Source organism: Streptomyces sp. NPDC029138 (assembly GCF_055564375.1).
Genome location: NZ_JBVHWM010000054.1, coordinates 29,781 through 52,037, shown reverse-complemented (window position 1 = coordinate 52,037; position 22,257 = coordinate 29,781). Strand labels below are relative to the sequence as shown.

Genomic DNA, 22,257 nt, shown 5'->3' with positions numbered 1-22,257 from the left:
GGGGATTGAAAAATCAACATGGGGATGATCGGTTTCGACAGCGGCTGTCGAAGCAGGGGAAGCGTGTCGAGGAAGCGGCAATGATCTCGTAAACCATATGTCGCAAAAAATAATCGCCAACACCAAGCGCGATTCCTTCGCCCTCGCTGCCTAAGTAGCGACTCGCGAAGTGTCAGCCCGGGGCTGTTCCCGACCCGGATCCTGGCATCAGCTAGGGAACTAAACCTCTAGACCCGGTCACGGGGTGTAGAGGGAAATCAAACAGTGACTGAGCCCGTCGGAGACTTGTCCGCGTGATCTCCGGGGCCGAGAAAAGCGCAGCGGACTGCACACGGAGAAGCCCTGATTCTGCACCGTTGGACGCGGGTTCGATTCCCGCCATCTCCACGAGGCCCCTTCCGGGGGCCGACCCCATGTGGGCAAGGCCCCGTCGCTTCTAGCGGCGGGGCCTTTGCCGTGGGCCAGCGCCGTGGGGGCGCTGGTCAGCTTCCGGCTGGGGGTGCGTCGTGGCTGGTCGCGCAGTACCCCGCGCCCTTACGGGGCGCGACCCGGCCGGCGCCCGTGAGAGTGGCCAACCCGAGGGCGAGGGTGGCGGCAGCCGCTGGTACGGCGTACGCGGTGGTGGGGGAGAGGTGTTCCGCCGCCCAGCCGCCTGTCGCCGAGCCGCAGGCGATCCCGGTGAGCAAGCCCGTCACCATCAGACTCATCCCTTCATTGAGCCGGTCGGCCGGGGTCCGCCGCTGCACCAGCGTCATGGCCGTCACCATGGTCGGCGCGGTCGCCATACCCGCCACCAGCAGCGCGCCCGCCAGCACCCACAGCGAACCGGCGACACCGGCGGCTGCCCACGGCAGCGTCATCAGCACGGCCATCCCCGCCAGGCAGTGGCCGAGCCGCACCCCCGCCGGCTTCCGCGCCCCGTACGCCAGTCCCGCCGCGCACGAGCCCGCCGCCTGGAGCGCGAGCACGGCACCGGCCGCCGTGCGATGCCCCTGCGCGTCGGCGTAGGCGATCGTGACGACCTCCATGGAGCCGAACACCGCGCCGGTCGCGGTGAAGCAGGCCAGCAGGGGCGGGATGCCCGGGCTGCGCAGCGGCGAGGGCGCCTGCGAGCGGGCCGTCGGCGGCGGCTCGGTCGCCCGCTGGGCGAGGAACAGCAGCATGCCGGCGAGTAGCAGCACCGCCCCGGTGAGCGTGCCCGCCTCCGGGAAGAACGTGCCGGTCAGAAAGGACGCGAGCACCGGCCCGAGCATGAAGCACAGCTCGTCCGCGGCCTGCTCGAACGCGTTCGCGGTGTGCAGCGCGCCGGGCTCGTCCCGCAGCAGATGAGCCCAGCGGGCGCGGGAGAGGCCGCCGATGTTGGGGGTCGCCGCGGTGCCGGCGTAGGCGGCGAACAGGGTCCAGTCGTGGGCGTCGTAGCGGACGCACAGCAGCAACGCGAGGCTGCCCAGCACGGAGACGGCCGTGGCCGGCAGCGCGACCCGGGCCTGCCCGTGCCGGTCGACCAGTCGCGCGAGCCAGGGCCCGGCCAGCGCGGTCGCCGCGAGCCCCACCGCGGTGACGGCACCGGCGAGGGCGTACGAGCCACGGGAACCGGCGATCATCACGACCGCGCTCACGCTGAACATGCCCATCGGCAGCCGGGCGAGGAGGTTGCCGGCGGTGAAGGCACGGGTGCCGGGGAGGCGGAACAAGAAGCGGTATGCGCCTATGTGGGGTCTTTCGCTGTCTGTTCGGCTGTCCTGGGCGGTCTTTTGCGGCATGGCTCAACGGTCGCCCGGAGCGGATCACCAGGTCCAACACCTTCTGCGTCCCGATTCACGCGTTCCCGTTGTAAGTTCGCTGCCATGTCCGCCCCCGCCGCCCACATGGACCCCCGCCTGCTGCGTTCCTTCGTCGTCGTCGCCGAGGAACTGCACTTCACCCGGGCGGCGGCCCGCCTGTACGTCGCCCAGCAGGCGCTCAGCCGGGACGTACGGCGGCTGGAACGGGAGCTGGGCGCCGAGCTGTTCGTACGGACCACCCGGCAGGTCACGCTGACGCCGGACGGCGAGCGCCTGCTGCCGCACGCGCGCCGGGTCCTCGCCGCCCAGGACGACCTTCTCGCCGCGTTCGCCGCCGGCCAGGCCCGCCCGCTGCTGGTCGACCTCAACTCGCCCGGCCTGGTCACCGGCCGCCGCGTCCTGCACCGGGCCCGCGAACTCGCCCCCGACTGCGAGCTGATGGCCCGCTACGAGAGCGGCCTGACCGGAGCCGCCGCCGAACTGCTCGCCGGCCGCATGGACGCCTCCTTCGGCCGGTTCGCCGGCCTCGACCCGGCGCTCCGCTCCGGGCTGGAGCAGCAGCCGGTGCGGTACGAGCCGATGGCCGTCGTGCTGCCCGAGGACCACCCGCTGGCCGCGTCACCGAGAGTGCCGCTGTCCGCGCTGGCCGGAGAGACGGTGTACGCCGGTGCCGGCAACCCGCGCACCCGGGAGTGGACCGACCTGGCCCAGCGCCTCTTCGAGGACCGCGCCATCCGGCTCGCCCCGCCTCTCCCGCTGGCCGTCGGCGACGAGGAGTTCGGCCGCATCATGGCGAAGACCCGGAACCCGGTGCTGGCCGTCGTGGACTTCCCGCCCCTGCCCGGGACGGTACGACGGCCCCTCGTCGACCCCGTCCCGCTGTCGCCCGTCTCCCTGGTCTGGCGGAAGGGGCTGGTTCATCCCGGCTTGACCGCGCTGCGGAAGGCGGTGGCCGAGATCGCACGGGTGGAAGGGTGGCTGCGGCGGCCTGCCGATGGATGGATTCCGGCCATGGACGAGGGCGTGATGAACGGCGTGTGACGGGCGGTGACGGGCGTCCGCCCGTACCGGCCCGGCGCGCGGCACTCCTCCGCGTGCGTTACATTCTTGGCCCGGGCACAGGGTGGTAGTGGGGGCGCTCGGACCGGGTGGGGGCCTGGTTCGATCGACGCATGCCCGGGATCGCGAGCGCGCCCGGAACTGTCCCGTGGGGGGATGAACGCGCGTGAAAAAGTGTCCTGAAGACGCCCAACCTGAAGGGCGAGAGGTGGCGCCTGTGGGGCGCGGTGCGCTGGTGGGCGGGGGCGAGGAACGGATGAAATCAGACGCGGACGCGGACGCGGGGGCTGCGCAGACTGCGCAGGCTGCGGGGGTTGTCGCCGAGTCTGGTGCTGGGGCCGAGATTGAGGCTGGTTCCGAGGCCGGCGCCGAGTCTCGTGTCGCGGTCGAGTCCGAAGCCGAATCCGGTGCCGAGACCGACGCCGGGTCCGTCACCGAGTCTGTTGCCGAGGCCGACGCCGACGCCGACGCAGAGACCGGTGATGCTGCGGAGTCTCCTGAGACGGTTGCCGAGGCGGCTGAGGCTGCCGAGCCTGATGAGTCCGGCGACTCTGCTGGACCTGAGCAGTCCGCCGAATCCGCGGCACCCGTCGAAGCGCAGCAGCAGCCCGCCGAATCGGCCGAGCCCACGGAACCCACGGAACCCACCGAGCCTGCCGAACCCACCGAGCCTGCCGAACCCACCGAGCCTGCCGAACCCACCGAGCCTGCCGAACCCACCGAGCCTGCCGAACCCGGCGAACCCGGCGAACCCGGCGAACCCGGCGAACCCGGCGAACCCGGCGAATCCGCTGAGTCTGCCGAATCTGCCGAGCCTGGCGAAGCCGCCGACCCCGCTCAGCCCGCCGCCGTGAAGGAGCCCTCCGACCCCACCGCCGATTCCCCGGCACCTTCCCCCGCCCTTGCTCCCACCTCACACGACGAGACCGTCCAGCTGGACGACGTACAACTCGGCGCTGTGGGCGCGGGGTCGGCCGTACGGGACCCCCGTGGCTCCGACGGGCCGGTCTTCGTGGACGAGTCCGGTCGTCGTAGCCGCCGTTTCCGGCGGCTCGGCGTGGCCGTGGCCGTCGCCTGTGCCGGTTACGCCGCCGTCATCGTCGCCACCCTGCTGTCCGGCAACTCCGCTGCCCCCTGGCTCCCGGTGCCGGGCCAGCACGAGGACAAGCCCGCCGGCAAGGTGGACACCTCGCCGCTGCCCAGCGTCTCCACGACCCCGACCCCGCCGGGGGCCGGCACGGTGACCGCACCGGTCGTGGGCGCCGAGGCGGGCGGCACCGCCGTACCGGGCAGCGGAGCGCCCGCCGGCGCCGACGCCTCCGCGTCCACCGATCCGGACGCCGGTACCGCCTCCGCGCCCGCCGACGCCGGCACCACCGGCTCCCCGACCTCGTCGGCCCCGGCCACCGACGTCTCTCCGGCGCCGTCCGCCACCGGTACCGCCACCGCTCCGGCCCCCACGCCGACCCCGTCGGGCCGTACCCACACCCCGCCCGGCCACACCCGGCGCCCGTACCCCAAGCTCTCCCTCTGACGACCAGGCGGAACACCCTCAGATGGCTTCACACCCCCGCCGCCGTACCCGGCTGCCGCTGCGCTACCTGCTCCCCCTCCTGGTCCTGGTGGCGACCCTGGCGATGCTCATGCTGCGTGGCTACGTGCACAACGAGATCCTCGCGGACCACCGCATCCGGCCGTCGGCGGCGAACGACGAGGTGCCGCAGCGCATCCTGGACGGCGGGCCGGTCATCGACACACGCAACGGCCGCGGTGACAGCCTGCGCATACCGGACCACCGCATCGTCCTCACCTTCGACGACGGCCCCGACCCGACCTGGACCCCGAAGGTGCTCGACGTGCTGAAGAAGCACCACGCGCACGCGGTGTTCTTCGTCACCGGCACCATGACCTCCCGCCACCCCGAGCTGGTCCGGCGCATGGTCGCCGAGGGCCACGAGGTCGGCCTGCACACCTTCGGCCACCCGGACCTGTCGTACCACTCCACGAAGCGCATCGACTGGGAGCTGTCCCAGAACCAGCTGGCGCTCGCCGGAGCGGCCGGTATCCGCAGCTCGCTGTTCCGGCCGCCCTACTCCTCCTCCGCCAACGCGATCGACAACCGGTCGTGGCCGGTCACGCGGTACATCGGCAGCCGGGGCTATCTCACCGTCGTGGACGACGCCGACAGCGAGGACTGGCGCAAGCCGGGCGTCGAGCGGATCATCCGCAACGCCACGCCCCACGGCGGCCGGGGCGCGGTCGTCCTCATGCACGACTCGGGCGGCGACCGGCACCAGACCGTCCAGGCGCTCGACAAGCTGCTGCCCCGGCTCCAACAGCAGGGCTACACCTTCCAGACCCTCACCGGCGCGCTGCGGGCCCCGAGCGCGGACACCCCGGTCACCGGCCTCGACCTGTGGAAGGGGAAGGCCTGGATCTTCCTGGTGAAGGCGTCCGACAACATCACCACGGTGCTCGTCGCCGGGCTCGCCGTCGTCGGCTGCCTCGTCTTCGCCCGTTTCGGCCTGATGCTGCTGCTGTCCGGCGCGCACGCCCGCCGCACCCGGCGCCCCGGCTTCCGATGGGGCGAGGAGCCGGTCACCGAGCCGGTGTCGGTGCTGGTGCCGGCGTACAACGAGGCCAAGTGCATCGAGAACACGGTCCGTTCACTGATGCGCAGCGAGCATCCCATCGAAGTGCTGGTCATCGACGACGGTTCGGCGGACGGCACGGCCGACATCGTGGAGGCGCTGGACCTGCCCGGCGTGCGGGTGATCCGCCAGGCCAACGCGGGCAAGCCGGCGGCCCTCAACCGGGGCCTGGCGAACGCCCGGTACGACCTGGTCGTGATGATGGACGGCGACACCGTCTTCGAACCGGCCACCGTCCGTGAACTCGTCCAGCCGTTCGCCGACCCGCGCGTCGGCGCCGTCGCCGGCAACGCCAAGGTCGGCAACAAGAACCGGCTCATCGGCGCCTGGCAGCACATCGAGTACGTGATGGGCTTCAACCTCGACCGCCGCATGTACGACATCCTGCGCTGCATGCCGACGATCCCGGGCGCGGTCGGGGCGTTCCGCCGCTCGGCCCTGCAACGGGTCGGCGGGATGAGCGACGACACGCTCGCCGAGGACACCGACGTCACGATGGCCCTGCACCGCGACGGCTGGCGCGTGGTGTACGCCGAGAAGGCCCGCGCCTGGACGGAGGCGCCCGAGTCGGTCCAGCAGCTGTGGTCCCAGCGCTACCGCTGGTCGTACGGCACCATGCAGGCCATCTGGAAGCACCGCCGCGCGCTGTTCGAGCGGGGCCCGTCGGGCCGCTTCGGCCGCGTGGGCCTGCCCCTGGTCTCGCTCTTCATGGTCGTGGCCCCGCTCCTGGCCCCCCTGATCGACCTCTTCCTGGTCTACGGCCTGGTCTTCGGCCCGACGACCAAGACGATCGTGGCCTGGTGCGCCGTCCTGGCCATCCAGGCGGCCTGCGCGGCCTACGCCTTCCACCTGGACCGCGAACCCCTCATCCCCCTCCTCTCCCTCCCCCTCCAACAGCTGCTCTACCGCCAGCTCATGTACGTCGTCCTGCTCCAGTCCTGGATCACCGCCCTCACCGGCGGCCGACTGCGCTGGCAGAAACTCCGCCGCACGGGCGGGGTGGCGGCACCGCCGGCCGAGCGACCCCCGGTGCCGGAGGCGACCCCCGCTGGATGACCAGCAGCCCTACTCCGGGTGGGCCACGGCGTCCTTCTGCAACTGGACCGCCGCCAGCAGGCTCAGACCCGGCTCGGCCTGACGCAACGCCTTCACGGCGGCGACGGAGCCGACGTCCCCGGTGAACCCGACACCGGCCAGCCTGGCGCGGACCCAGTCCGCCCGCAGCTGTCCCTCACTGGCGCCGGCGGCGGCCCCGACGAGCGCGACCGCCCTCTCCAGCCCGGCCCGCTCCTCCTGAGAAGCCCCGTCCAACGCCTCCCGCAGCTTTGCGGCGACCAGGTCCGAGTCCCGGATGACCAGCACGAGGTCTTGCTTCTTGCCGAATCCCGCGAGTCCCTTCATATGGCCAGGGTGGACGCCGGGAGCGGCCTTCTTCAAACCACTTGAGGAGTTCCAGAGCCTTGCGCCGCCCCCGGACACCCCTATGGCGGTGAGGATCTGCTCCACGTCCACGACGCTCGGCATGACACTGCCGTTCTCGATCTTCGACAGCTTCGATGCGGACATGGCCGCGTTCAGATCTGTTCACTCCGCGTGCTGCGCCCACCAGTCCGTGAACGGTACGGCATGCGCGAGTGCGGTGACCCGGTAGTGCCGGAATTGGGTCAGCCGGTTATCCTCGTTCAGAAATTCACTTCCCAGGTACTTCCCGGCACCGTCGTACGCCATCACACCGACCGCCCTGTCGTCGAACATCCAGAAGTCGGGCGCGTCAGGGATCGGGTTGTCCCGCTCGGTGGTGTCGAGGATGAAGAACTCCTCGCCGACGGTCATGTTCCGTCGGTATCCCCAGGACAGCTCGAATCTGAGGTAGTCCGTCAGCGGACGGGACAGGACGTGCACGCGGTACACGCGCTTGCCGGCCGCGGTCGCGTTCCCCACCGTCGTCAGCCATGCGGCGGCCTTGTACGACTCCGGCTGGTCTCGTCCTGCCAGGAATGCCCGGTAGGCCTCGACCCCGCCCGACTGGCTGTAGTCGTCCAGTGTCTCCAGCCGAAATGTTTCACGCTCGAACGTGGTGAACCAGTCCGCCAGAGAAAGGCTAGATGAGGTCGTCAGGGACAGCCTTCCTGATCAGTTCGACGGGGACTTCCACAAGCGCTTCATGCGCCGGGACCTCTCTGCCGTGGTCGGTCAGGAGTCCTCCCTGTACGGCAAGGGTTCCGCGGTCCGTGACAACTGTCAGGACTGATGTCAACGCGAAGCGGACGAGGAGTCGATGTGCGCCGCGTACGGCAGGAACTCCGCCCAGGTGGAGGGGGTGACCGTGAGGTGGCGGTCGGTGGGAGTCTTGGAGTCGCGGATGTGGATGGTGGTGGGGGTGGTGGCTATCTCCACGCAGTTGGAGGCATCAGGGCTGTAAGTGGACTTCTTCCAGGCGAGTTCGGGCACGGTTACCTCAGAGACTTTGGGCGATGTGGTGGATCAGGTCACGGGACTCTGCCGGCTTGAGAGCGTTCGCCTCCATACGGTCGAGGACGATGCGGTACTTCTCCAACTGTGCTTCCGCATCCAGGAACTCGCACCCGTGGTGGGTGTCCAGTTGAACGGTGTCAAGCTGAGTAACCGGCCCCGCCAGATAGTCGACGGACTGTCCGGTACCCGGGAAGGAGCCCTTGCCGAAGGGAATGACCCTCACGGTCACATGTTCCATTTCGCTCATCTCCAGCAAGTGGTCGAGCTGAGCGCGAACCGTGGCGGTGCCGCCGTATCCCATGTGCAGCGCGCACTCGTGGATCACCGCGGTGTACGGGGGCGGGTTGTCCCGGTACAGAATCTCCTGCCGCTTGACCCGGTGACTGACGCGGTGCTCGATCTCGTACGGCCTCAGTGACGGCACCGCCTCCTTGAAGAGGGCGCGAGCGTGATCGGTCGTCTGGAGCAGGGCCGGAATGTGGATGACCAGGGCAACGCGCAGCGCCGCCGCGTGGTACTCCAACTCGGCGAGGTCGATAAGGCCGACCGGCAGGTGGTCACGGTAACTGTCCCACCAACTATGTGCCTGGCGCTGAGTCATCGCGGCCAGCGCGTCCACCAGGGCTGCGTCCCCGCAGTCGTAGGCGCGGGCGAGGGAGCGGACGCGGTCGGCGCTGAGGGGACTGCGCCCAGTCTCGATCATGCTGACGCGGCCTTGGTTGACCCCCAGGCGGGCGGCGGCGCTGGTAGCCGTAAGGCCTGCTCGCTCACGAAGCTTTCGCAGCTCAGCCCCAAGGCGCCGTTGGCGCAGGGTGGGTGTGTTGCTGGGTGGCAACGAGCCTCCTTTCAGTCGCCGTCTCGACGCACGGGTACCTCACGCGAGTTAATTACTGATGCACTTCCCTCGATTCGCTGAGAAGTATCTCAGTGCTGCGCTAGCGTACAGCGCATCGCCCAACTGCCCGCGCTTGTAAGCCGGAAGCGCACCTCCCAGGCAATGCCACCGCCTGGCGTAATCGGTTGAGCGAGTCCAGGTCGTCCCTTCTCTCACCGGAGGTTTTCATGGGCACCGTATCCCTGCCCGACACCTGGGTGTACGCCCTTCGGCTGCCGCATGATCCCCGCGCGGCACGCGTCGCACGTATGACCGTACGGGCCGTGCTCAGCGGGCACGGCAGACACGAAGTCCTCGACGCCGTCGAACTGTTGACGTCCGAGCTGGTCGGCAACGCCTACCGGCACACCCGAGGCCCCGCCTCCCTCCGGCTCACCGCCCTCGCGGACGGCCGGCTGCGGGTCGGGGTGTGGGACAGCCACCCCTGTATCCCCGCGCCCTTCGGGCAGCCGCCCTGGGACCGCGTGCCGCCTGCTCCGGTGGACGCCGAAGAGGGTCGCGGGCTGCACCTCGTACAGGAGTACGCCGACACCTGGGGCGGCTTGTCCCTGGCGGACAGCCCGCTGGACCGGGGTGCCGGGAAACTGCTGTGGTTCGAGGTGGGCGGGGTACCGCTGCGCCGGATGCCACGTCGCTGTCCGTGATGCCCAGTACGGTGGGGTGCAGGAAGCTGAGCACGTGCGCACGGAGGAGCCGCCGCGTGACCACACAACCGGACCACAGCCATGAGCTGATCCCGCGCCCCGAGGGCACTCCGGCGGCGGTTCGCATCGCACTGGCGCGCATCGCCCCGCATCGCCTGGGTGAAATGGAACAGCACAAGGAGCAGGCCCTGGGGGCCGCCCTCCAGGACGGCAAGATCGGCCACCTTCAGTACTGGCTCACATACTGGCAGGCACAGGTGGAGATCGAGCGGCGGCCCGACCTGCGTTCCCGCTACCAGGCCGCCCTTGTCGCCGTGCACAACGCCGGCAGTCGGGACGACCCCGAGTTCCGCACGGCGATGGCAGAACTGCGCACCGTCGAGACCGAGGCCCGGCAGGCGGTGTCCGCGTGACGTGGCGGTGGGAGTACGACCCGGATGAGGCGTACGTCATCGGCGGCGCTCCACCCGCCTTCGTGGCCGAGGTCGAAAAGCAAGCCGACGAGCTGGTCCGCGCGGCCGCAGCGTTCTACCTCGACGGTGCCTCATATCAGGAGGGGCGGGCCCGAAAGGGAACGTCTCGCACGTGCCCGGCGGGTTCTTCCTCTACTTGATCGTCCCGCGGCACGAGTGCTTGTACATCCATCAAGCCACCTACTTGTGAGACGAGCCCGGGCGCCGGCTCACGCGTCCGCGTACTTCGCGTCCGCCGCCGGGTCCAGGGCCAGGCGGTAGCCCCGTTTCACCACCGTCTGGATCAGCTTCGGCGCTCCCAGAGCCGTGCGGAGGCGGGCCATCGCCGTCTCGACGGCGTGTTCGTCGCGGCCCGCACCCGGCAGCGCGCGGAGCAGGTCGGCGCGGGGGACGACCCAGCCGGGGCGGCGGGCGAGGGCGCGGAGCAGGGACATGCCGGCCGGGGGCACCGGCTTGAGGTCGCCGTCGACCAGGACCGCGTGGCCCCGGATCTCCACCCGGTGCCCGGCGATGGGCAGGGACCGGGCGCGGGCCGGGAGTTCCTGGCACAGGAGCTGGACCAGGGGGCCCAGACGGAAGCGTTCCGGCTGGACCGTGTCCACCCCGCGGGCCTGGAGGGGGATCGCGGTGACCGGGCCCACACAGGCCGGGAGGACGTCGTGGGCCAGGGCGGCCAGCAGGTCGTCCAGCAGGCCGCGGTCCTCCGCGCGGGAGAGGAGGGAGGCCGCGGCGGGGGCGCTGGTGAAGGTGACGGCGTCCAGGCCGCGGGTGACGGCCGCGTCCAGGAGACGGTCGAGGGGGTTCAGGTCCTCCGGGGGCATCCAGCGGTAGACCGGGACGGGCACCACCTCCGCCCCGGCGGCCCGCAGCGACTCCACGAAGCCGGGGAGGGGTTCGCCGTGGAGCTGTACGGCGATGCGGTCGCCGTCGACGCCCTCCTCCAGGAGCCGGTCCAGCACCTCGGCCAGGGATTCCGAGGAGGGCGACCATTCCTCGGTGAGGCCCGCCGCGCGGATCGCGCCCTTGACCTTCGGGCCGCGGGCCAGCAGGCGGACCCCGCTCAGCCGGCCCAGCAGCTGTTCACCGAGGCCCCAGCCGTCGGCGGCCTCGACCCAGCCCCGGAAGCCGATCGCCGTGGTGGCCACGACGACGTCCGGCACCTGGTCGATGATCTCCTTCGTGGCGGCGAGCAGTTCGCCGTCGTCCGCGAGCGGCACGATCCGCAGGGCGGGGGCGTGCAGGACGGTGGCGCCGCGCCGCTGGAGCAGGGCGCCCAGCTCCTCGGCCCGGCGCGCGGCGGTGACGCCCACGGTGAATCCGGCGAGGGGGCCGTGCTCGGGGTGCTGCTCTTCGTCGTACATGGGCTCTCCTAGCTGACCGGCGCGCCGAACGAGCCTGTCAACGATGCGTGACAGGCTCGGTTCCGCTCGATGTCGCCGGTGTTACGTCACACCTCGGCATAGCTGAGCTGGGCCTTCGCCTCCGACGCGGCAGCCGTGGCCGGAACCCGCGCCGCCGTACGACGAAGGTATACGGCCCAGGTGACCGCGAAGCAGACGCCGTAGTAGGCGAGGAAGGCGACGAACGCGCCGGTGCCGGATCCGTAGGACAGGAAGGACTGGCGGAAGGAGAGGTTGATGCCGACACCGCCGAGCGCGCCGACCGCTCCGATGAGGCCCATGGACGCGCCGGACAGCCGCCGGCCGTGGGCGACGGCCGCCTCGCCCTCCAGGCCCTTGGCCAGCGCCTTGGCCTGGAAGATGCCCGGGATCATCTTGAACGTCGAACCGTTGCCGAGCCCGCTCAGCACGAACAGGACGACGAAGACGGACACGAACAACGGCAGCGACTTCTGCATGCTGGCGACGATGAGTACGGCGGTGGCGGCGGCCATGGCGACGTAGTTCCACAGGGTGATGCGGGCGCCGCCGTAGCGGTCGGCGAGCCAGCCGCCGAGGGGGCGGATGAGGGAGCCGAGCAGCGGGCCGATGAAGGTGAGGTACGCGGCCTGGAGCGGAGTGCGGCCGAACCCGTTCGTCAGCACCTGGCCGAAGGCGAAGCTGTAGCCGATGAAGGAGCCGAAGGTGCCGATGTAGAGGAAGGACATGATCCAGGTGTGGGCGTCCCGGGCGGCGTCCTTGGCCGCGCCGGTGTCGTTCCGCACCGAGGACAGGTTGTCCATGAACAGCGCGGCGAGTACGGCGGCCACGACGATCAGCGGGATGTAGATCCCCAGCAGCACGCGCGGGCCGCCGCTCGCGCCGATGATGGCGAGCGCGACGAGCTGGATGACGGGGACGCCGATGTTGCCACCGCCCGCGTTGAGGCCGAGCGCCCAGCCCTTCTTGCGCAGCGGGAAGAAGGCGTTGATGTTGGTCATGGAGGAGGCGAAGTTGCCGCCGCCGATGCCGGCCAGCAGGCCCACCAGGAGGAAGGTGGAGAAGGACGTCCCCGGTTCCATCACCCAGAACGCGGCGACGGTCGGGATGAGCAGCAGGCTCGCCGAGATGATCGTCCAGTTACGGCCGCCGAAGACGGCCACGGCGAAGGTGTACGGCACCCGGACCACCGCGCCGACCAGCGTGACCACCGACGTCAGCAGGAACTTGTCGGCGGGGGTGAGGCCGTACTCCGGGCCCATGAACAGGATCAGGACCGACCACAGGGTCCAGACGGAGAAGCCGATGTGCTCGGAGAGGACGGAGAACCAGAGGTTCCGGCGGGCGACGCGCTCCCCGGTCGCCTTCCAGAATGCCTCGTCCTCCGGATCCCAGCGCTCGATCCAGCGGCCACTGCGACGGGTTGGGGCTGGGGCTGTCATCACGCCTCCACGGTGCTCCGGCTGCTCGGTCTGCCGACCACTGACTCAGCCCGAAGGTAGGGAGAACGCGTTTCCGGCCTGTGGCTGTGGGTGACCGGAAGGGAACGTTGCTCTCACTCGGCCGGGGAAGGGCCGGTGAGGCCCGCCGCCGCCGTCACCGGTCGGCACCGCGCAGGTCCCGGACGCACCGGTCGAGCCGGGTGCCGCTGCCCTGGTCCTGGCCCGATACCGGGCTGCCGGGGCGGGTGAACCCGGCCCGGCGCGAGACAGCGGCGGACGGGGGGTTGTCCGGCTCGACCTGGATGACCGCCTCCTGTCCGCCCTCGCAGGCCGCGTACCGGAACGCCAGGAGGACCGCGCGGGTGCCAGGCCGCGGCCCCTCCAGGCGGGGTACAGGCCGTACGCGGCATCCACCTGGCCGGGGGCCGGTCCCTCTGCCGCGCACCGCAGGTCGACGTCCCCGCGAGCGTCTCGTCGGGGCCCACCCGGACACCGAAGGCGCGGAGCGGCCCGGACGTCTCCGGCCGTGCCGGCGCGGTGCGAGGGGTTCCGGTGTTCCCTTCGCGCGGGCACTGTGGGGGGAGACCCCGCACGGTTCCTGCCTAGGCGGTGACTGGCACATGGCACTCGGTAGCGCCCCCTCCGCGTACGAGCCGCGGTTCGACGCCGGGCGGGTGTGCCTGGATCTCCTCGCGACCACGCATCCGGGCGAACGGCTGGACGGCGTCGGCGCGTTGTGCGCGTGGATCGGGGGTGCCGGGCTCGTGCCCGGCGGTACGGCGCTCGGTCATGCCGACGGGTCCTGGCTGACCGGGTTCCGGGAACTGCGCCGATGCGTGGGGGTGTTGGTGCGGGGGCCGTACCCCGGGGACGCCTTGTCGTACGGGCGGGCGCTCGGGCGCGTGAACGAGCTGGCCCTCGGCGCGACCCCCGCACCCGTCGCCGTACGCACCGAAGGCGGCGGCCTCGTGCGGGAGTTGGCCGGGCCGCCCAGTTGCGCCGCGCTGCTCGCCCTCGTGGCCCGGGACGCCGTCGAGCTGCTCACCGACCCCGTCGCGCGGGCCGCCGTACGGGAGTGCGAGGGCGACAACTGTCCTCTCGTCTACCTCGACACCTCCCGCGGACGGCGCCGCCGCTGGTGCTCCAGCGAGGTCTGCGGCAACCGGGAACGAGTCGCCCGCCACCGCCGCCGAACAGCCGCCCTCACCGAGGCCTGACGGCCACGCTCCCGCACCAGCCCTGACGCTCGCCCTCACTCTCCCCCGCCCCAGCCCCTGACGCTCGCCCTCACTCGCCCCCTTCACACCCCTGACGCTCGCGCCCCCACGCACCCCCGAAGCCCGAGTGATTTCTGTAACACCGGGTTTGAGTGGTCCGTACACAGGAAGTCGGCGTCGCCCGAACCGGCGTGTCGGAGATGTGAAGATCGCGCGGTGGGAATGTGCGCGCATGTCCCGCTCGTCACGTCACCCCCAAGAAATCTGTCACTCGGGTTTGAACACCGGGCCGCCCCCGTCCGTACGGGTGGGCGAGCGACCGACTGGGGGAACCCCCGGACACCGGAGGTGGGCGTGCGCAAGGATGCGGCCGTGGCCAATGAACGTGGAGCGAGGGCCCGACATCGCATGTCCTCACAGCCCTCGGAGCCGGATGAGGAGCTGATGCGTGCCCTGTACCGGGAGCACGCCGGACCTCTGCTCGCGTATGTCCTGCGGCTGGTCGCCGGTGACCGGCAGCGCGCCGAGGACGTCGTACAGGAAACGCTCATCCGTGCCTGGAAGAACGCCGGTCAGCTCAATCGGGCGACCGGTTCGGTACGCCCCTGGCTGGTGACGGTCGCGCGCCGCATCGTCATCGACGGCCACCGCAGCCGGCAGGCCCGGCCGCAGGAGGTCGATCCGTCGCCGCTGGAGGTCATCCCCGCGGAGGACGAGATCGACAAGGCGCTGTGGCTGATGACGTTGTCGGACGCGCTCGACGACCTGACCCCGGCCCACCGGGAGGTGCTCGTCGAGACGTACTTCAAGGGGCGTACCGTCAATGAGGCGGCCGAAACACTGGGCATACCGAGCGGAACGGTCCGTTCCCGGGTCTTCTACGCCCTGCGGTCGATGAAGCTGGCACTGGAGGAGCGGGGGGTGACGGCGTGATGAGCAGCGGGTACGGGGGAATGCAGGGATTCGGACCGGGTGGTCCGGGTATGTCTGGTCCCATGAGCCCCAGTCAGGGATCTTCGGTGCCGAGCGAGCACGAGACCGTCGGCGCCTACGCCCTCGGGATTCTCGACGACGCCGAGGCAACCGCTTTCGAGGCCCACCTCGCCGGCTGCGAGTGGTGCGCCCAGCAGCTGGACGAGCTGGCCGGGATGGAGCCGATGCTGGCCGCGCTCGCGGACCTGCCGGGCTCCGGCAGCACGCCCGCGATCGGCGAGTCGCTGTCCGCCAGGCCCAGCCCCCGGCTGGCGGAGAAGCTGGTGGACGAGGTCGCCGAGAAGCGCGCCCAGAAGCGCCGGCGCAGCTTCTACATGATCGCGGCGGCGGCCGCGCTGATCATCGCCGGGCCGCTGGCCGCGGTGGCGGTCAACGGCGGCTCGGACGGGGGCGGGCAGGTCACCGCCACGCCGGCCCAGGCGACCTTCCGGACCATGTCCGACAAGAAGTCCGCCACGGACGCGTCGACCCACGTCAGCGCGACCGTCGCCATGGCGGAGAAGGACTGGGGCACCCAGGCGGTCCTGGAGCTGAAGAACGTCAAGGGCCCGCTGAAGTGCTCCCTGGTGCTCGTCGCCAAGAACGGGCAGCGCGTGACCATGTCGTCGTGGTCCGTGCCGAACTGGGGATACGGGGTCCCGGACGCCAGGACGGAGCAGGCCAAGCAGCCGCTCTACATCGGCGGGGCCGCGGCCTTCCAGCCCAATGAGATCGACCACTTCGAGGTGGTGACGTTCGAGGGCAAGAAGCTCGTGCAGGTGGACGCGTAGCCACCGTAGCTTCGACGGGTCCCCTTCGCGTACGGTTGACGGCTGCCCAGCACGTCAGAAGGGGGCCCGGTGGCCGCTCAGGTTCAGCAGTCCGCGGTCGGCTCGGTACACGACGCAGAGGATTCCGTCCGCGACCGAGAGATCAGCGTCGAGCAGGAACACCTGGACCGGGTGTACCAGCGCCTCGAGGAGAAGATCCACGAGGCCGAGTTCCTGATGCACGACGCGGCCAAGCGTGGTCAGGTCGGCACCCCGGGCGCGCTCGCCGAGCGGGACGCGCAGGTCTTCCGCGCCGGTGTCCACCTGAACCGGCTGAACAACGAGTTCGAGGACTTCCTCTTCGGGCGGATCGACCTGCTGCTCGGCAAGGACGGCAAGAAGGGGCCCGACGGGGCCTACACGGCGGTCGAGCCGGCGGAGGGGGCCGTCCGGCCGGACAACACCGCCGACATCGCCGAGACCCTGCACATCGGCCGTATCGGCGTCCTGGACGAGGACTACTCCCCGCTGGTCATCGACTGGCGCGCCCCCGCCGCGGCCCCCTTCTACCGGTCCACGCCGGTGGAGCCCGGACGGGTGGTACGGCGCAGGGTCATCCGCTCCAAGGGGCGCCGGGTCCTCGGCGTCGAGGACGACCTGATGCGGCCCGAGCTGACGGCCTTCCTGGACGGCCACGAGCTGCCCGTCATCGGCGACGGCGCCCTGATGGCCGCGCTCGGCCAGGCCCGCGGCCACACCATGCGGGACATCGTCTCGTCCATCCAGGCCGAGCAGGACATGGTCATCCGGGCCCCCGCCGCCTCCATCACCTACGTGGAGGGCGGCCCGGGCACCGGCAAGACCGCCGTCGCCCTGCACCGGGCCGCCTACCTGCTCTACCAGGACCGCAGGCGCTACGCGGGCGGCATCCTCATCGTCTCCCCGACCCCGCTGCTCGTCGCCTACACCGAGGGCGTGCTGCCCTCGCTCGGCGAGGAGGGCCAGGTCGCGATCCGCGCGATCGGCTCGCTGGTCGACGGCGCGGAGGCCGCGCTGTACGACTCCCCGGCCGTGGCCCGCGCCAAGGGCTCGTACCGGATGCTGAAGGTGCTGCGGAAGGCCGCCCGGGGCGCCCTGGAGCTGGGGCCGGCCGCCCCGGGGAAAGCTCCGGGGGGCGCTCCGGGGGAGGAAACCGTCACCGGTCCGCCCGCCCGCCTCCGCGTCGTCGCCTTCGGGCGACGCCTGGAACTGGAGGCCGACGAGCTGGAACGTATCCGCCGTACCGCCCTCGGCGGCACCGCGCCCGTCAACCTGCTCCGCCCGCGCGCCCGCAAGCTGCTGCTGGACGCCCTGTGGGACCGGTCCGGCGCCGCCGGCCGGCACACCGACCCGGAGCTGGCGGCCGAGCTGCGCTCCTCCTTCGACGAGGACATCACGAGCGAGGACTCCTTCATCGGCTTCCTCGACGCCTGGTGGCCCGAGCTGACCCCGAAGGCCGTGCTCGCCGCCATGGCCGACGAGAAGCGGCTCGGCCGCTGGGCCCGGCGGATCCTCAACCCCGGCGAGGTCCGCAAGGTCGCCCGCGCGCTGAGGCGGGACGGGTACTCCGTGCACGACATCGCCATGCTGGACGAACTCCAGGCGATCCTCGGCGCCCCGGCCCGGCCGCGCAGGAAGCGGGAGCTGGACCCGCTGGACCAGCTCACCGGCCTGGAGGAGCTGATGCCGGTGCGCGAGGAGTCGCAGCGGGAGCGGGCCGAGCGGCTGGCGCAGGAGCGCACCGAGTACGCGCACGTCATCGTGGACGAGGCGCAGGACCTCACGCCGATGCAGTGGCGCATGGTCGGCCGCCGCGGCCGGCACGCCACCTGGACGGTCGTCGGCGACCCGGCGCAGTCCTCCTGGTCCGACCCGGACGAGGCGGCCGAGGCCCGCGACGAGGCCCTCGGCACCCGGCCCCGGCGCCGCTTCCAGCTCACCGTGAACTACCGCAACCCGGCCGAGATCGCCGAGCTGGCCGCGAAGGTGCTGGCGCTCGCCATGCCCGGCTCCGAGGCGCCGTCGGCGGTGCGCTCCACCGGCGTACAGCCGCGCTTCACCGTCGTACGCGACTCGCTGGAGAAGACCGTGCGCGCGGAGGCCGAGCGGCTGCTCGGGCTGGTGGACGGCACGGTCGGCGTGGTGGTCGCGATGAACCGGCGCGCGGAGGCACGGCGCTGGCTGGCCGGGCTCGGCGACCGGGTGGTGGCGCTCGGCAGCCTGGAGGCCAAGGGGCTGGAGTACGACGCGACGGTCGTCGTCTCGCCCGCGGAGATCGCCGACGAGTCGCCGGCCGGCCTGCGCGTGCTGTACGTGGCGCTGACCCGGGCCACCCAGCAGCTGACGGTGGTGTCGGGGGAGCGGGACGAACCGGACGCGGCGGGGGTCCCGGATCTGCTCAGGGACTGAACCTCCCGTACGGGAATGGCCTTACGGGATCCGTTTGTTAGCCTGGGTGTGGCACCGGCCCGATCCAAGCCCCCGGGCCCAACCTTCGTCCCTCAGAGGGACCACTTGCCGCGAGGCGAGCATGGCGGGTCGGTGTCATGAGCGTGGGAGGCCCACGTCACGGATGTGACGTGGGCCTCTTTCTTTGCCCCGTGAGCCCCTTTCCCCAGCTGATCGTTTCTCGTATGGTGGAAGTGTTTTTCCGAAACCAGCACCCGCCGGGGAACCCCGCGTGAACACAACGTCCGTAACCCAGGGCGACTACCACGTACTGAGCGGTAGGTGCGACGATCGGACGGCACAGCTCGCGACACGGTGAAAGCAGAGGAAGTCGGCCATGGCAACGGCGCCCAGCGTCTCCTACTCGATGACGATCCGGCTGGAGGTGCCCGCGAGCGGAACCGCCGTCTCGCAGCTCACCACCGCCGTGGAGTCCTCCGGAGGCTCGGTGACCGGCCTCGACGTCACCGCGTCCGGCCACGAGAAGCTCCGCATCGACGTGACCATCGCGGCCACCTCCACGGCCCACGCCGAGGAGATCGTCGAGAAGCTGCGCGGCATCGAGGGCGTCACGCTGGGCAAGGTCTCCGACCGTACGTTCCTCATGCACCTCGGCGGCAAGATCGAGATGGCGTCGAAGCACCCCATCCGCAACCGTGACGACCTGTCCATGGTCTACACGCCCGGTGTGGCCCGCGTCTGCATGGCCATCGCCGAGAATCCCGAGGACGCCCGCCGCCTCACGATCAAGCGCAACTCCGTTGCGGTCGTGACGGACGGCTCCGCCGTGCTCGGCCTCGGCAACATCGGCCCCAAGGCCGCGCTGCCCGTCATGGAGGGCAAGGCGGCCCTCTTCAAGCGCTTCGCCGGCATCGACGCCTGGCCGATCTGCCTGGACACCCAGGACACCGACGCGATCGTGGAGATCGTCAAGGCGATCGCCCCCGGCTTCGCCGGCATCAACCTGGAGGACATCTCCGCGCCGCGCTGCTTCGAGATCGAGGCCCGGCTGCGCGAGGCCCTCGACATCCCCGTCTTCCACGACGACCAGCACGGCACCGCCATCGTCGTGCTCGCCGCGCTGACCAACGCCCTGCGCGTCACGAACAAGGCGATCGAGAACATCCGGGTCGTCATGTCCGGCGCCGGCGCGGCCGGCACGGCCATCCTCAAGCTGCTGATCGCCGCCGGCGTGAAGAACGCCGTCGTCGCCGACATCCACGGGGTCGTGCACGCCGGCCGCGAGGACCTGGTGAACGCCCCGGCCGACTCGCCGCTGCGCTGGATCGCCGACAACACCAACCCCGAGGGCCTCACCGGCACCCTGAAGGAGGCCGTGCGCGGCGCCGACGTCTTCATCGGCGTCTCCGCCCCGAACGTCCTGGACGGCGACGACGTGGCCGCCATGGCCGAGGGCGCCATCGTGTTCGCGCTCGCGAACCCGGACCCCGAGGTCGACCCGGCGATCGCCCGGCAGACGGCGGCCGTCGTGGCCACCGGCCGCTCCGACTTCCCGAACCAGATCAACAACGTGCTGGTCTTCCCGGGTGTCTTCCGCGGCCTGCTGGACGCCCAGTCCCGCACGGTCAACACCGAGATGATGCTCGCCGCCGCGAAGGCCCTCGCCGACGTGGTGACCGAGGACGAGCTGAACCCGAACTACATCGTCCCGAGCGTCTTCAACGACAAGGTCGCGGGCGCCGTGGCCGGGGCGGTCCGCGAGGCCGCCAAGGCGGCCGGCGCGACGGTCTGACCACGGAGTGCCGTAATGTGCAGGGGGGCTGTGAGCATCACCACGGCGGCCCCCCGCACCGGCGCGTCGTGGAACCCCGCGATGCCGGGCGCGCTCTAGGGTGACGGCCGAGCAGGCGCTTTTCGTGTGACTCCCCAGGGTGTTCTCACGACTCCTACGGGTGCCGGATTGGCTTTCCCGCCGCAGGTAGGGGCAGGATGCTCCCCCAGGGACTTCGTCCCCGGGGGCACCCTCAAGGGCGCGAGCGCATCGGCATCGCAGTGCCTCGGGCGGCTCCGCCGCGTGGCACACCCCAACGGCAAGAAAAACACGGGAGTAACAACATGAACCGCAGTGAGCTGGTGGCCGCGCTGGCCGACCGCGCCGAGGTGACCCGCAAGGACGCCGACGCCGTGCTGGCCGCGTTCGCCGAGACCGTCGGCGAGATCGTCGCCAAGGGCGACGAGAAGGTCACCATCCCCGGCTTCCTGACCTTCGAGCGCACCCACCGTGCCGCTCGCACCGCGCGCAACCCGCAGACCGGCGAGCCCATCAACATCCCGGCCGGCTTCAGCGTGAAGGTCACCGCGGGCAGCAAGCTCAAGGAAGCCGCCAAGGGCAAGTAAGCGGAAGCGCTCCGCTTCGGGCGCCGGTCCACTGGAGCGCCGTGGCACGGAGCGCCGTGGGTGACCGCGGGTCCGCTGTGGCTGGTCGCGCAGTTCCCCGCGCCCCGTCGCGGCGCCCCGTCTGAGGACGCCTGAAAAGGGCGGCCCCCCTCCACCGAGGGGGGCCGCCCTTTTGTCGTTCGTGGTGCCTAGCCGAGGGCCTTGCCCGGCAGCTCGACCTTCGCGCCGAGTTCCATCAGCTTTTCCATGAAGTTCTCGTAGCCGCGGTTGATGAGGTCGATGCCGTGGACACGGGACGTGCCCTCGGCCGCCAGGGCCGCGATGAGGTACGAGAAGCCGCCGCGCAGGTCGGGGATGACCAGGTCGGCGCCCTGGAGCTTGGTGGGGCCCGAGACGACCGCGGAGTGCAGGAAGTTGCGGGCGCCGAAGCGGCAGGCGGAGCCGCCCAGGCACTCCCGGTAGAGCTGGATGTGCGCGCCCATCTGGTTCAGCGCGGAGGTGAAGCCGAGGCGGGACTCGTAGACCGTCTCGTGGATGATGGACAGGCCCGTGGCCTGGGTCAGGGCCACCACCAGCGGCTGCTGCCAGTCGGTCTGGAAACCGGGGTGCACGTCCGTCTCCAGCGCGATGGACTTCAGCTGCCCGCCGGGGTGCCAGAACCGGATGCCCTCGTCGTCGATCTCGAAGGCACCGCCCACCTTCCGGTAGGTGTTCAGGAACGTCATCATGGAGCGCTGCTGGGCGCCGTGGACGTAGATGTTGCCGTTGGTCGCCAGCGCCGCGGAGGCCCAGGACGCGGCCTCCAGACGGTCGGGCAGGGCGCGGTGGGCGTAACCGCCGAGCTTGTCGACACCGGTGATGCGGATCGTGCGGTCGGTGTCCATCGCGATGATCGCGCCCATCTTCTGCAACACGCAGATGAGGTCCTCGATCTCCGGCTCGACGGCCGCGTTGGACAACTCCGTGACGCCTTCGGCCAGTACGGCCGTCAGCAGCACCTGCTCGGTCGCGCCCACGGACGGGTACGGCAGCCGGATCTTCGTGCCGCGCAGCCGCTGCGGAGCCTCCAGGTACTGCCCGTCCGCCCGCTTCTCGATGGTCGCGCCGAACTGCCGCAGCACGTCGAAGTGGAAGTCGATGGGCCGGCCGCCGATGTCACAGCCGCCGAGGCCCGGGATGAAGGCGTGCCCGAGGCGGTGCAGCAGCGGACCGCAGAAGAGGATCGGGATACGGCTGGAACCCGCGTGGGCATCGATGTCGGCCACGTTGGCGCTCTCGACGTGCGTCGGGTCGAGCACCAGCTCGCCGGGCTCCTCGCCCGGACGGACCGTCACCCCGTGCAGCTGGAGCAGGCCACGGACGACCCGCACGTCACGGATGTCCGGAACATTGCGCAGTCGGCTCGGCTCGCTGCCCAGCAGGGCGGCGACCATGGCCTTCGGTACGAGGTTCTTCGCACCGCGGACACGGATCTCGCCCTCCAGCGGGGTTCCGCCGTGGACAAGCAGGACATCGTCGTTGACGGTCATGAATCTCGCGTTCCGATGAGTTGGTCAGGGGCCGGCCGATCACTGTGCGCACGGGCCGGGAAGACAGGGTAATCGCCGATTACCCCCCTCCCGTAAGCCCAAGTACCACCCAGCCACGTCAT

19 protein-coding genes and 1 other RNA gene are annotated in these 22,257 nt (G+C 70.9%); 12 read left to right on the top strand and 8 right to left on the bottom strand.

Annotated features, from left to right (window positions below):
- The first annotated feature begins 20 nt into the window (after window positions 1-20).
- Window positions 21-390, top strand: a transfer-messenger RNA (tmRNA) gene (ssrA, locus tag ACZ4WH_RS31875).
- Between the two features lie 92 nt (window positions 391-482).
- Here the strand turns inward: ssrA and ACZ4WH_RS31870 are convergent.
- Window positions 483-1,763, bottom strand: a complete 1,281-nt coding sequence (locus ACZ4WH_RS31870; RefSeq protein ID WP_468187367.1) for an MFS transporter — start codon at window positions 1,761-1,763, stop codon at window positions 483-485.
- Window positions 1,764-1,847: 84 nt separating this feature from the next.
- Between ACZ4WH_RS31870 and ACZ4WH_RS31865 the strand changes: the two genes are divergently transcribed.
- The 3 genes from ACZ4WH_RS31865 to ACZ4WH_RS31855 all read left to right on the top strand — a co-directional run bounded on the left by ACZ4WH_RS31865 (window position 1,848) and on the right by ACZ4WH_RS31855 (window position 6,550).
- Window positions 1,848-2,825 (top strand): LysR family transcriptional regulator, encoded by a 978-nt coding sequence (locus tag ACZ4WH_RS31865; protein WP_468187365.1) that lies wholly within the window; start codon window positions 1,848-1,850, stop codon window positions 2,823-2,825.
- A gap of 868 nt (window positions 2,826-3,693) precedes the next feature.
- Window positions 3,694-4,377 (top strand): hypothetical protein, encoded by a 684-nt coding sequence (locus ACZ4WH_RS31860; RefSeq protein WP_468187363.1) that lies wholly within the window; start codon window positions 3,694-3,696, stop codon window positions 4,375-4,377.
- Window positions 4,378-4,399: 22 nt separating this feature from the next.
- Window positions 4,400-6,550, top strand: a complete 2,151-nt coding sequence (locus ACZ4WH_RS31855; protein ID WP_468187361.1) for a bifunctional polysaccharide deacetylase/glycosyltransferase family 2 protein — start codon at window positions 4,400-4,402, stop codon at window positions 6,548-6,550.
- Between the two features lie 9 nt (window positions 6,551-6,559).
- Here the strand turns inward: ACZ4WH_RS31855 and ACZ4WH_RS31850 are convergent, their stop codons facing one another.
- From ACZ4WH_RS31850 to ACZ4WH_RS31835, 4 genes are all read right to left on the bottom strand, one after another.
- Window positions 6,560-6,895: a hypothetical protein gene (locus ACZ4WH_RS31850; protein ID WP_468187394.1), complete on the bottom strand. Its 336-nt coding sequence runs from the start codon at window positions 6,893-6,895 to the stop codon at window positions 6,560-6,562.
- 183 nt (window positions 6,896-7,078) lie between these two features.
- Complete coding sequence (locus ACZ4WH_RS31845) at window positions 7,079-7,612, bottom strand: DUF6879 family protein (protein WP_468187392.1); 534 nt, start codon at window positions 7,610-7,612, stop codon at window positions 7,079-7,081.
- A gap of 135 nt (window positions 7,613-7,747) precedes the next feature.
- Window positions 7,748-7,945 (bottom strand): DUF397 domain-containing protein, encoded by a 198-nt coding sequence (locus ACZ4WH_RS31840; protein WP_468187359.1) that lies wholly within the window; start codon window positions 7,943-7,945, stop codon window positions 7,748-7,750.
- A gap of 7 nt (window positions 7,946-7,952) precedes the next feature.
- On the bottom strand, window positions 7,953-8,804 hold the full coding sequence (locus ACZ4WH_RS31835) for a helix-turn-helix domain-containing protein (RefSeq protein ID WP_468187357.1): 852 nt from the start codon (window positions 8,802-8,804) through the stop codon (window positions 7,953-7,955).
- Window positions 8,805-9,031: 227 nt separating this feature from the next.
- On the opposite strand from ACZ4WH_RS31835, the gene ACZ4WH_RS31830 reads away from it, so the two are divergent.
- Together ACZ4WH_RS31830 and ACZ4WH_RS31825 are read left to right on the top strand one after the other, a co-directional pair.
- The gene (locus ACZ4WH_RS31830; protein WP_468187355.1) at window positions 9,032-9,508 is read left to right on the top strand and encodes an ATP-binding protein; all 477 of its coding nucleotides are present in this window, start codon (window positions 9,032-9,034) and stop codon (window positions 9,506-9,508) included.
- A gap of 56 nt (window positions 9,509-9,564) precedes the next feature.
- Window positions 9,565-9,921, top strand: a complete 357-nt coding sequence (locus ACZ4WH_RS31825) for a hypothetical protein (protein ID WP_468187353.1) — start codon at window positions 9,565-9,567, stop codon at window positions 9,919-9,921.
- A 269-nt stretch (window positions 9,922-10,190) separates the two neighbouring features.
- Here the strand turns inward: ACZ4WH_RS31825 and ACZ4WH_RS31820 are convergent, their stop codons facing one another.
- On the bottom strand, window positions 10,191-11,342 hold the full coding sequence (locus ACZ4WH_RS31820; RefSeq protein WP_468187351.1) for a uroporphyrinogen-III synthase: 1,152 nt from the start codon (window positions 11,340-11,342) through the stop codon (window positions 10,191-10,193).
- Between the two features lie 86 nt (window positions 11,343-11,428).
- The gene (locus tag ACZ4WH_RS31815) at window positions 11,429-12,802 is read right to left on the bottom strand and encodes a nitrate/nitrite transporter (RefSeq protein WP_468187349.1); all 1,374 of its coding nucleotides are present in this window, start codon (window positions 12,800-12,802) and stop codon (window positions 11,429-11,431) included.
- A 620-nt stretch (window positions 12,803-13,422) separates the two neighbouring features.
- Here ACZ4WH_RS31815 and ACZ4WH_RS31810 point away from each other — a divergent pair.
- From ACZ4WH_RS31810 to ACZ4WH_RS31785, 6 genes are all read left to right on the top strand, one after another.
- Window positions 13,423-14,019: a CGNR zinc finger domain-containing protein gene (locus ACZ4WH_RS31810; RefSeq protein WP_468187347.1), complete on the top strand. Its 597-nt coding sequence runs from the start codon at window positions 13,423-13,425 to the stop codon at window positions 14,017-14,019.
- Window positions 14,020-14,367: 348 nt separating this feature from the next.
- Window positions 14,368-14,952, top strand: a complete 585-nt coding sequence (locus ACZ4WH_RS31805) for a sigma-70 family RNA polymerase sigma factor (RefSeq protein ID WP_009188888.1) — start codon at window positions 14,368-14,370, stop codon at window positions 14,950-14,952.
- 62 nt (window positions 14,953-15,014) lie between these two features.
- Entirely contained in the window at window positions 15,015-15,782 is a 768-nt protein-coding gene (locus ACZ4WH_RS31800) for an anti-sigma factor family protein (protein WP_468187345.1), read from the top strand.
- A gap of 69 nt (window positions 15,783-15,851) precedes the next feature.
- Window positions 15,852-18,209: a HelD family protein gene (locus tag ACZ4WH_RS31795; protein ID WP_468187343.1), complete on the top strand. Its 2,358-nt coding sequence runs from the start codon at window positions 15,852-15,854 to the stop codon at window positions 18,207-18,209.
- A gap of 376 nt (window positions 18,210-18,585) precedes the next feature.
- Complete coding sequence (locus ACZ4WH_RS31790; RefSeq protein ID WP_468187341.1) at window positions 18,586-20,001, top strand: NAD-dependent malic enzyme; 1,416 nt, start codon at window positions 18,586-18,588, stop codon at window positions 19,999-20,001.
- A gap of 323 nt (window positions 20,002-20,324) precedes the next feature.
- Entirely contained in the window at window positions 20,325-20,606 is a 282-nt protein-coding gene (locus ACZ4WH_RS31785; RefSeq protein ID WP_014673024.1) for an HU family DNA-binding protein, read from the top strand.
- Between the two features lie 188 nt (window positions 20,607-20,794).
- Here ACZ4WH_RS31785 and murA read toward each other — a convergent pair whose 3' ends face one another.
- A complete protein-coding gene (gene murA / locus ACZ4WH_RS31780; protein ID WP_468187339.1) occupies window positions 20,795-22,135 on the bottom strand; it encodes a UDP-N-acetylglucosamine 1-carboxyvinyltransferase in 1,341 nt (446 codons plus the stop codon).
- Window positions 22,136-22,257: the final 122 nt, after the last annotated feature.

Bases quoted from the DNA above. Each gene is read 5' to 3' on its own strand.
- ACZ4WH_RS31870 (WP_468187367.1), bottom strand. From the start codon at position 1,763: ATGCCGCAAAAGACCGCCCAGGACAGCCGAACAGACAGCGAAAGACCC.
- ACZ4WH_RS31865 (WP_468187365.1), top strand. From the start codon at position 1,848: ATGTCCGCCCCCGCCGCCCACATGGACCCCCGCCTGCTGCGTTCCTTC.
- ACZ4WH_RS31855 (WP_468187361.1), top strand. From the start codon at position 4,400: ATGGCTTCACACCCCCGCCGCCGTACCCGGCTGCCGCTGCGCTACCTG.
- ACZ4WH_RS31850 (WP_468187394.1), bottom strand. From the start codon at position 6,895: ATGAAGGGACTCGCGGGATTCGGCAAGAAGCAAGACCTCGTGCTGGTC.
- ACZ4WH_RS31830 (WP_468187355.1), top strand. From the start codon at position 9,032: ATGGGCACCGTATCCCTGCCCGACACCTGGGTGTACGCCCTTCGGCTG.
- ACZ4WH_RS31820 (WP_468187351.1), bottom strand. From the start codon at position 11,342: ATGTACGACGAAGAGCAGCACCCCGAGCACGGCCCCCTCGCCGGATTC.
- ACZ4WH_RS31815 (WP_468187349.1), bottom strand. From the start codon at position 12,802: ATGACAGCCCCAGCCCCAACCCGTCGCAGTGGCCGCTGGATCGAGCGC.
- ACZ4WH_RS31810 (WP_468187347.1), top strand. From the start codon at position 13,423: ATGGCACTCGGTAGCGCCCCCTCCGCGTACGAGCCGCGGTTCGACGCC.
- ACZ4WH_RS31800 (WP_468187345.1), top strand. From the start codon at position 15,015: ATGAGCCCCAGTCAGGGATCTTCGGTGCCGAGCGAGCACGAGACCGTC.
- ACZ4WH_RS31790 (WP_468187341.1), top strand. From the start codon at position 18,586: ATGGCAACGGCGCCCAGCGTCTCCTACTCGATGACGATCCGGCTGGAG.
- ACZ4WH_RS31785 (WP_014673024.1), top strand. From the start codon at position 20,325: ATGAACCGCAGTGAGCTGGTGGCCGCGCTGGCCGACCGCGCCGAGGTG.
- murA (WP_468187339.1), bottom strand. From the start codon at position 22,135: ATGACCGTCAACGACGATGTCCTGCTTGTCCACGGCGGAACCCCGCTG.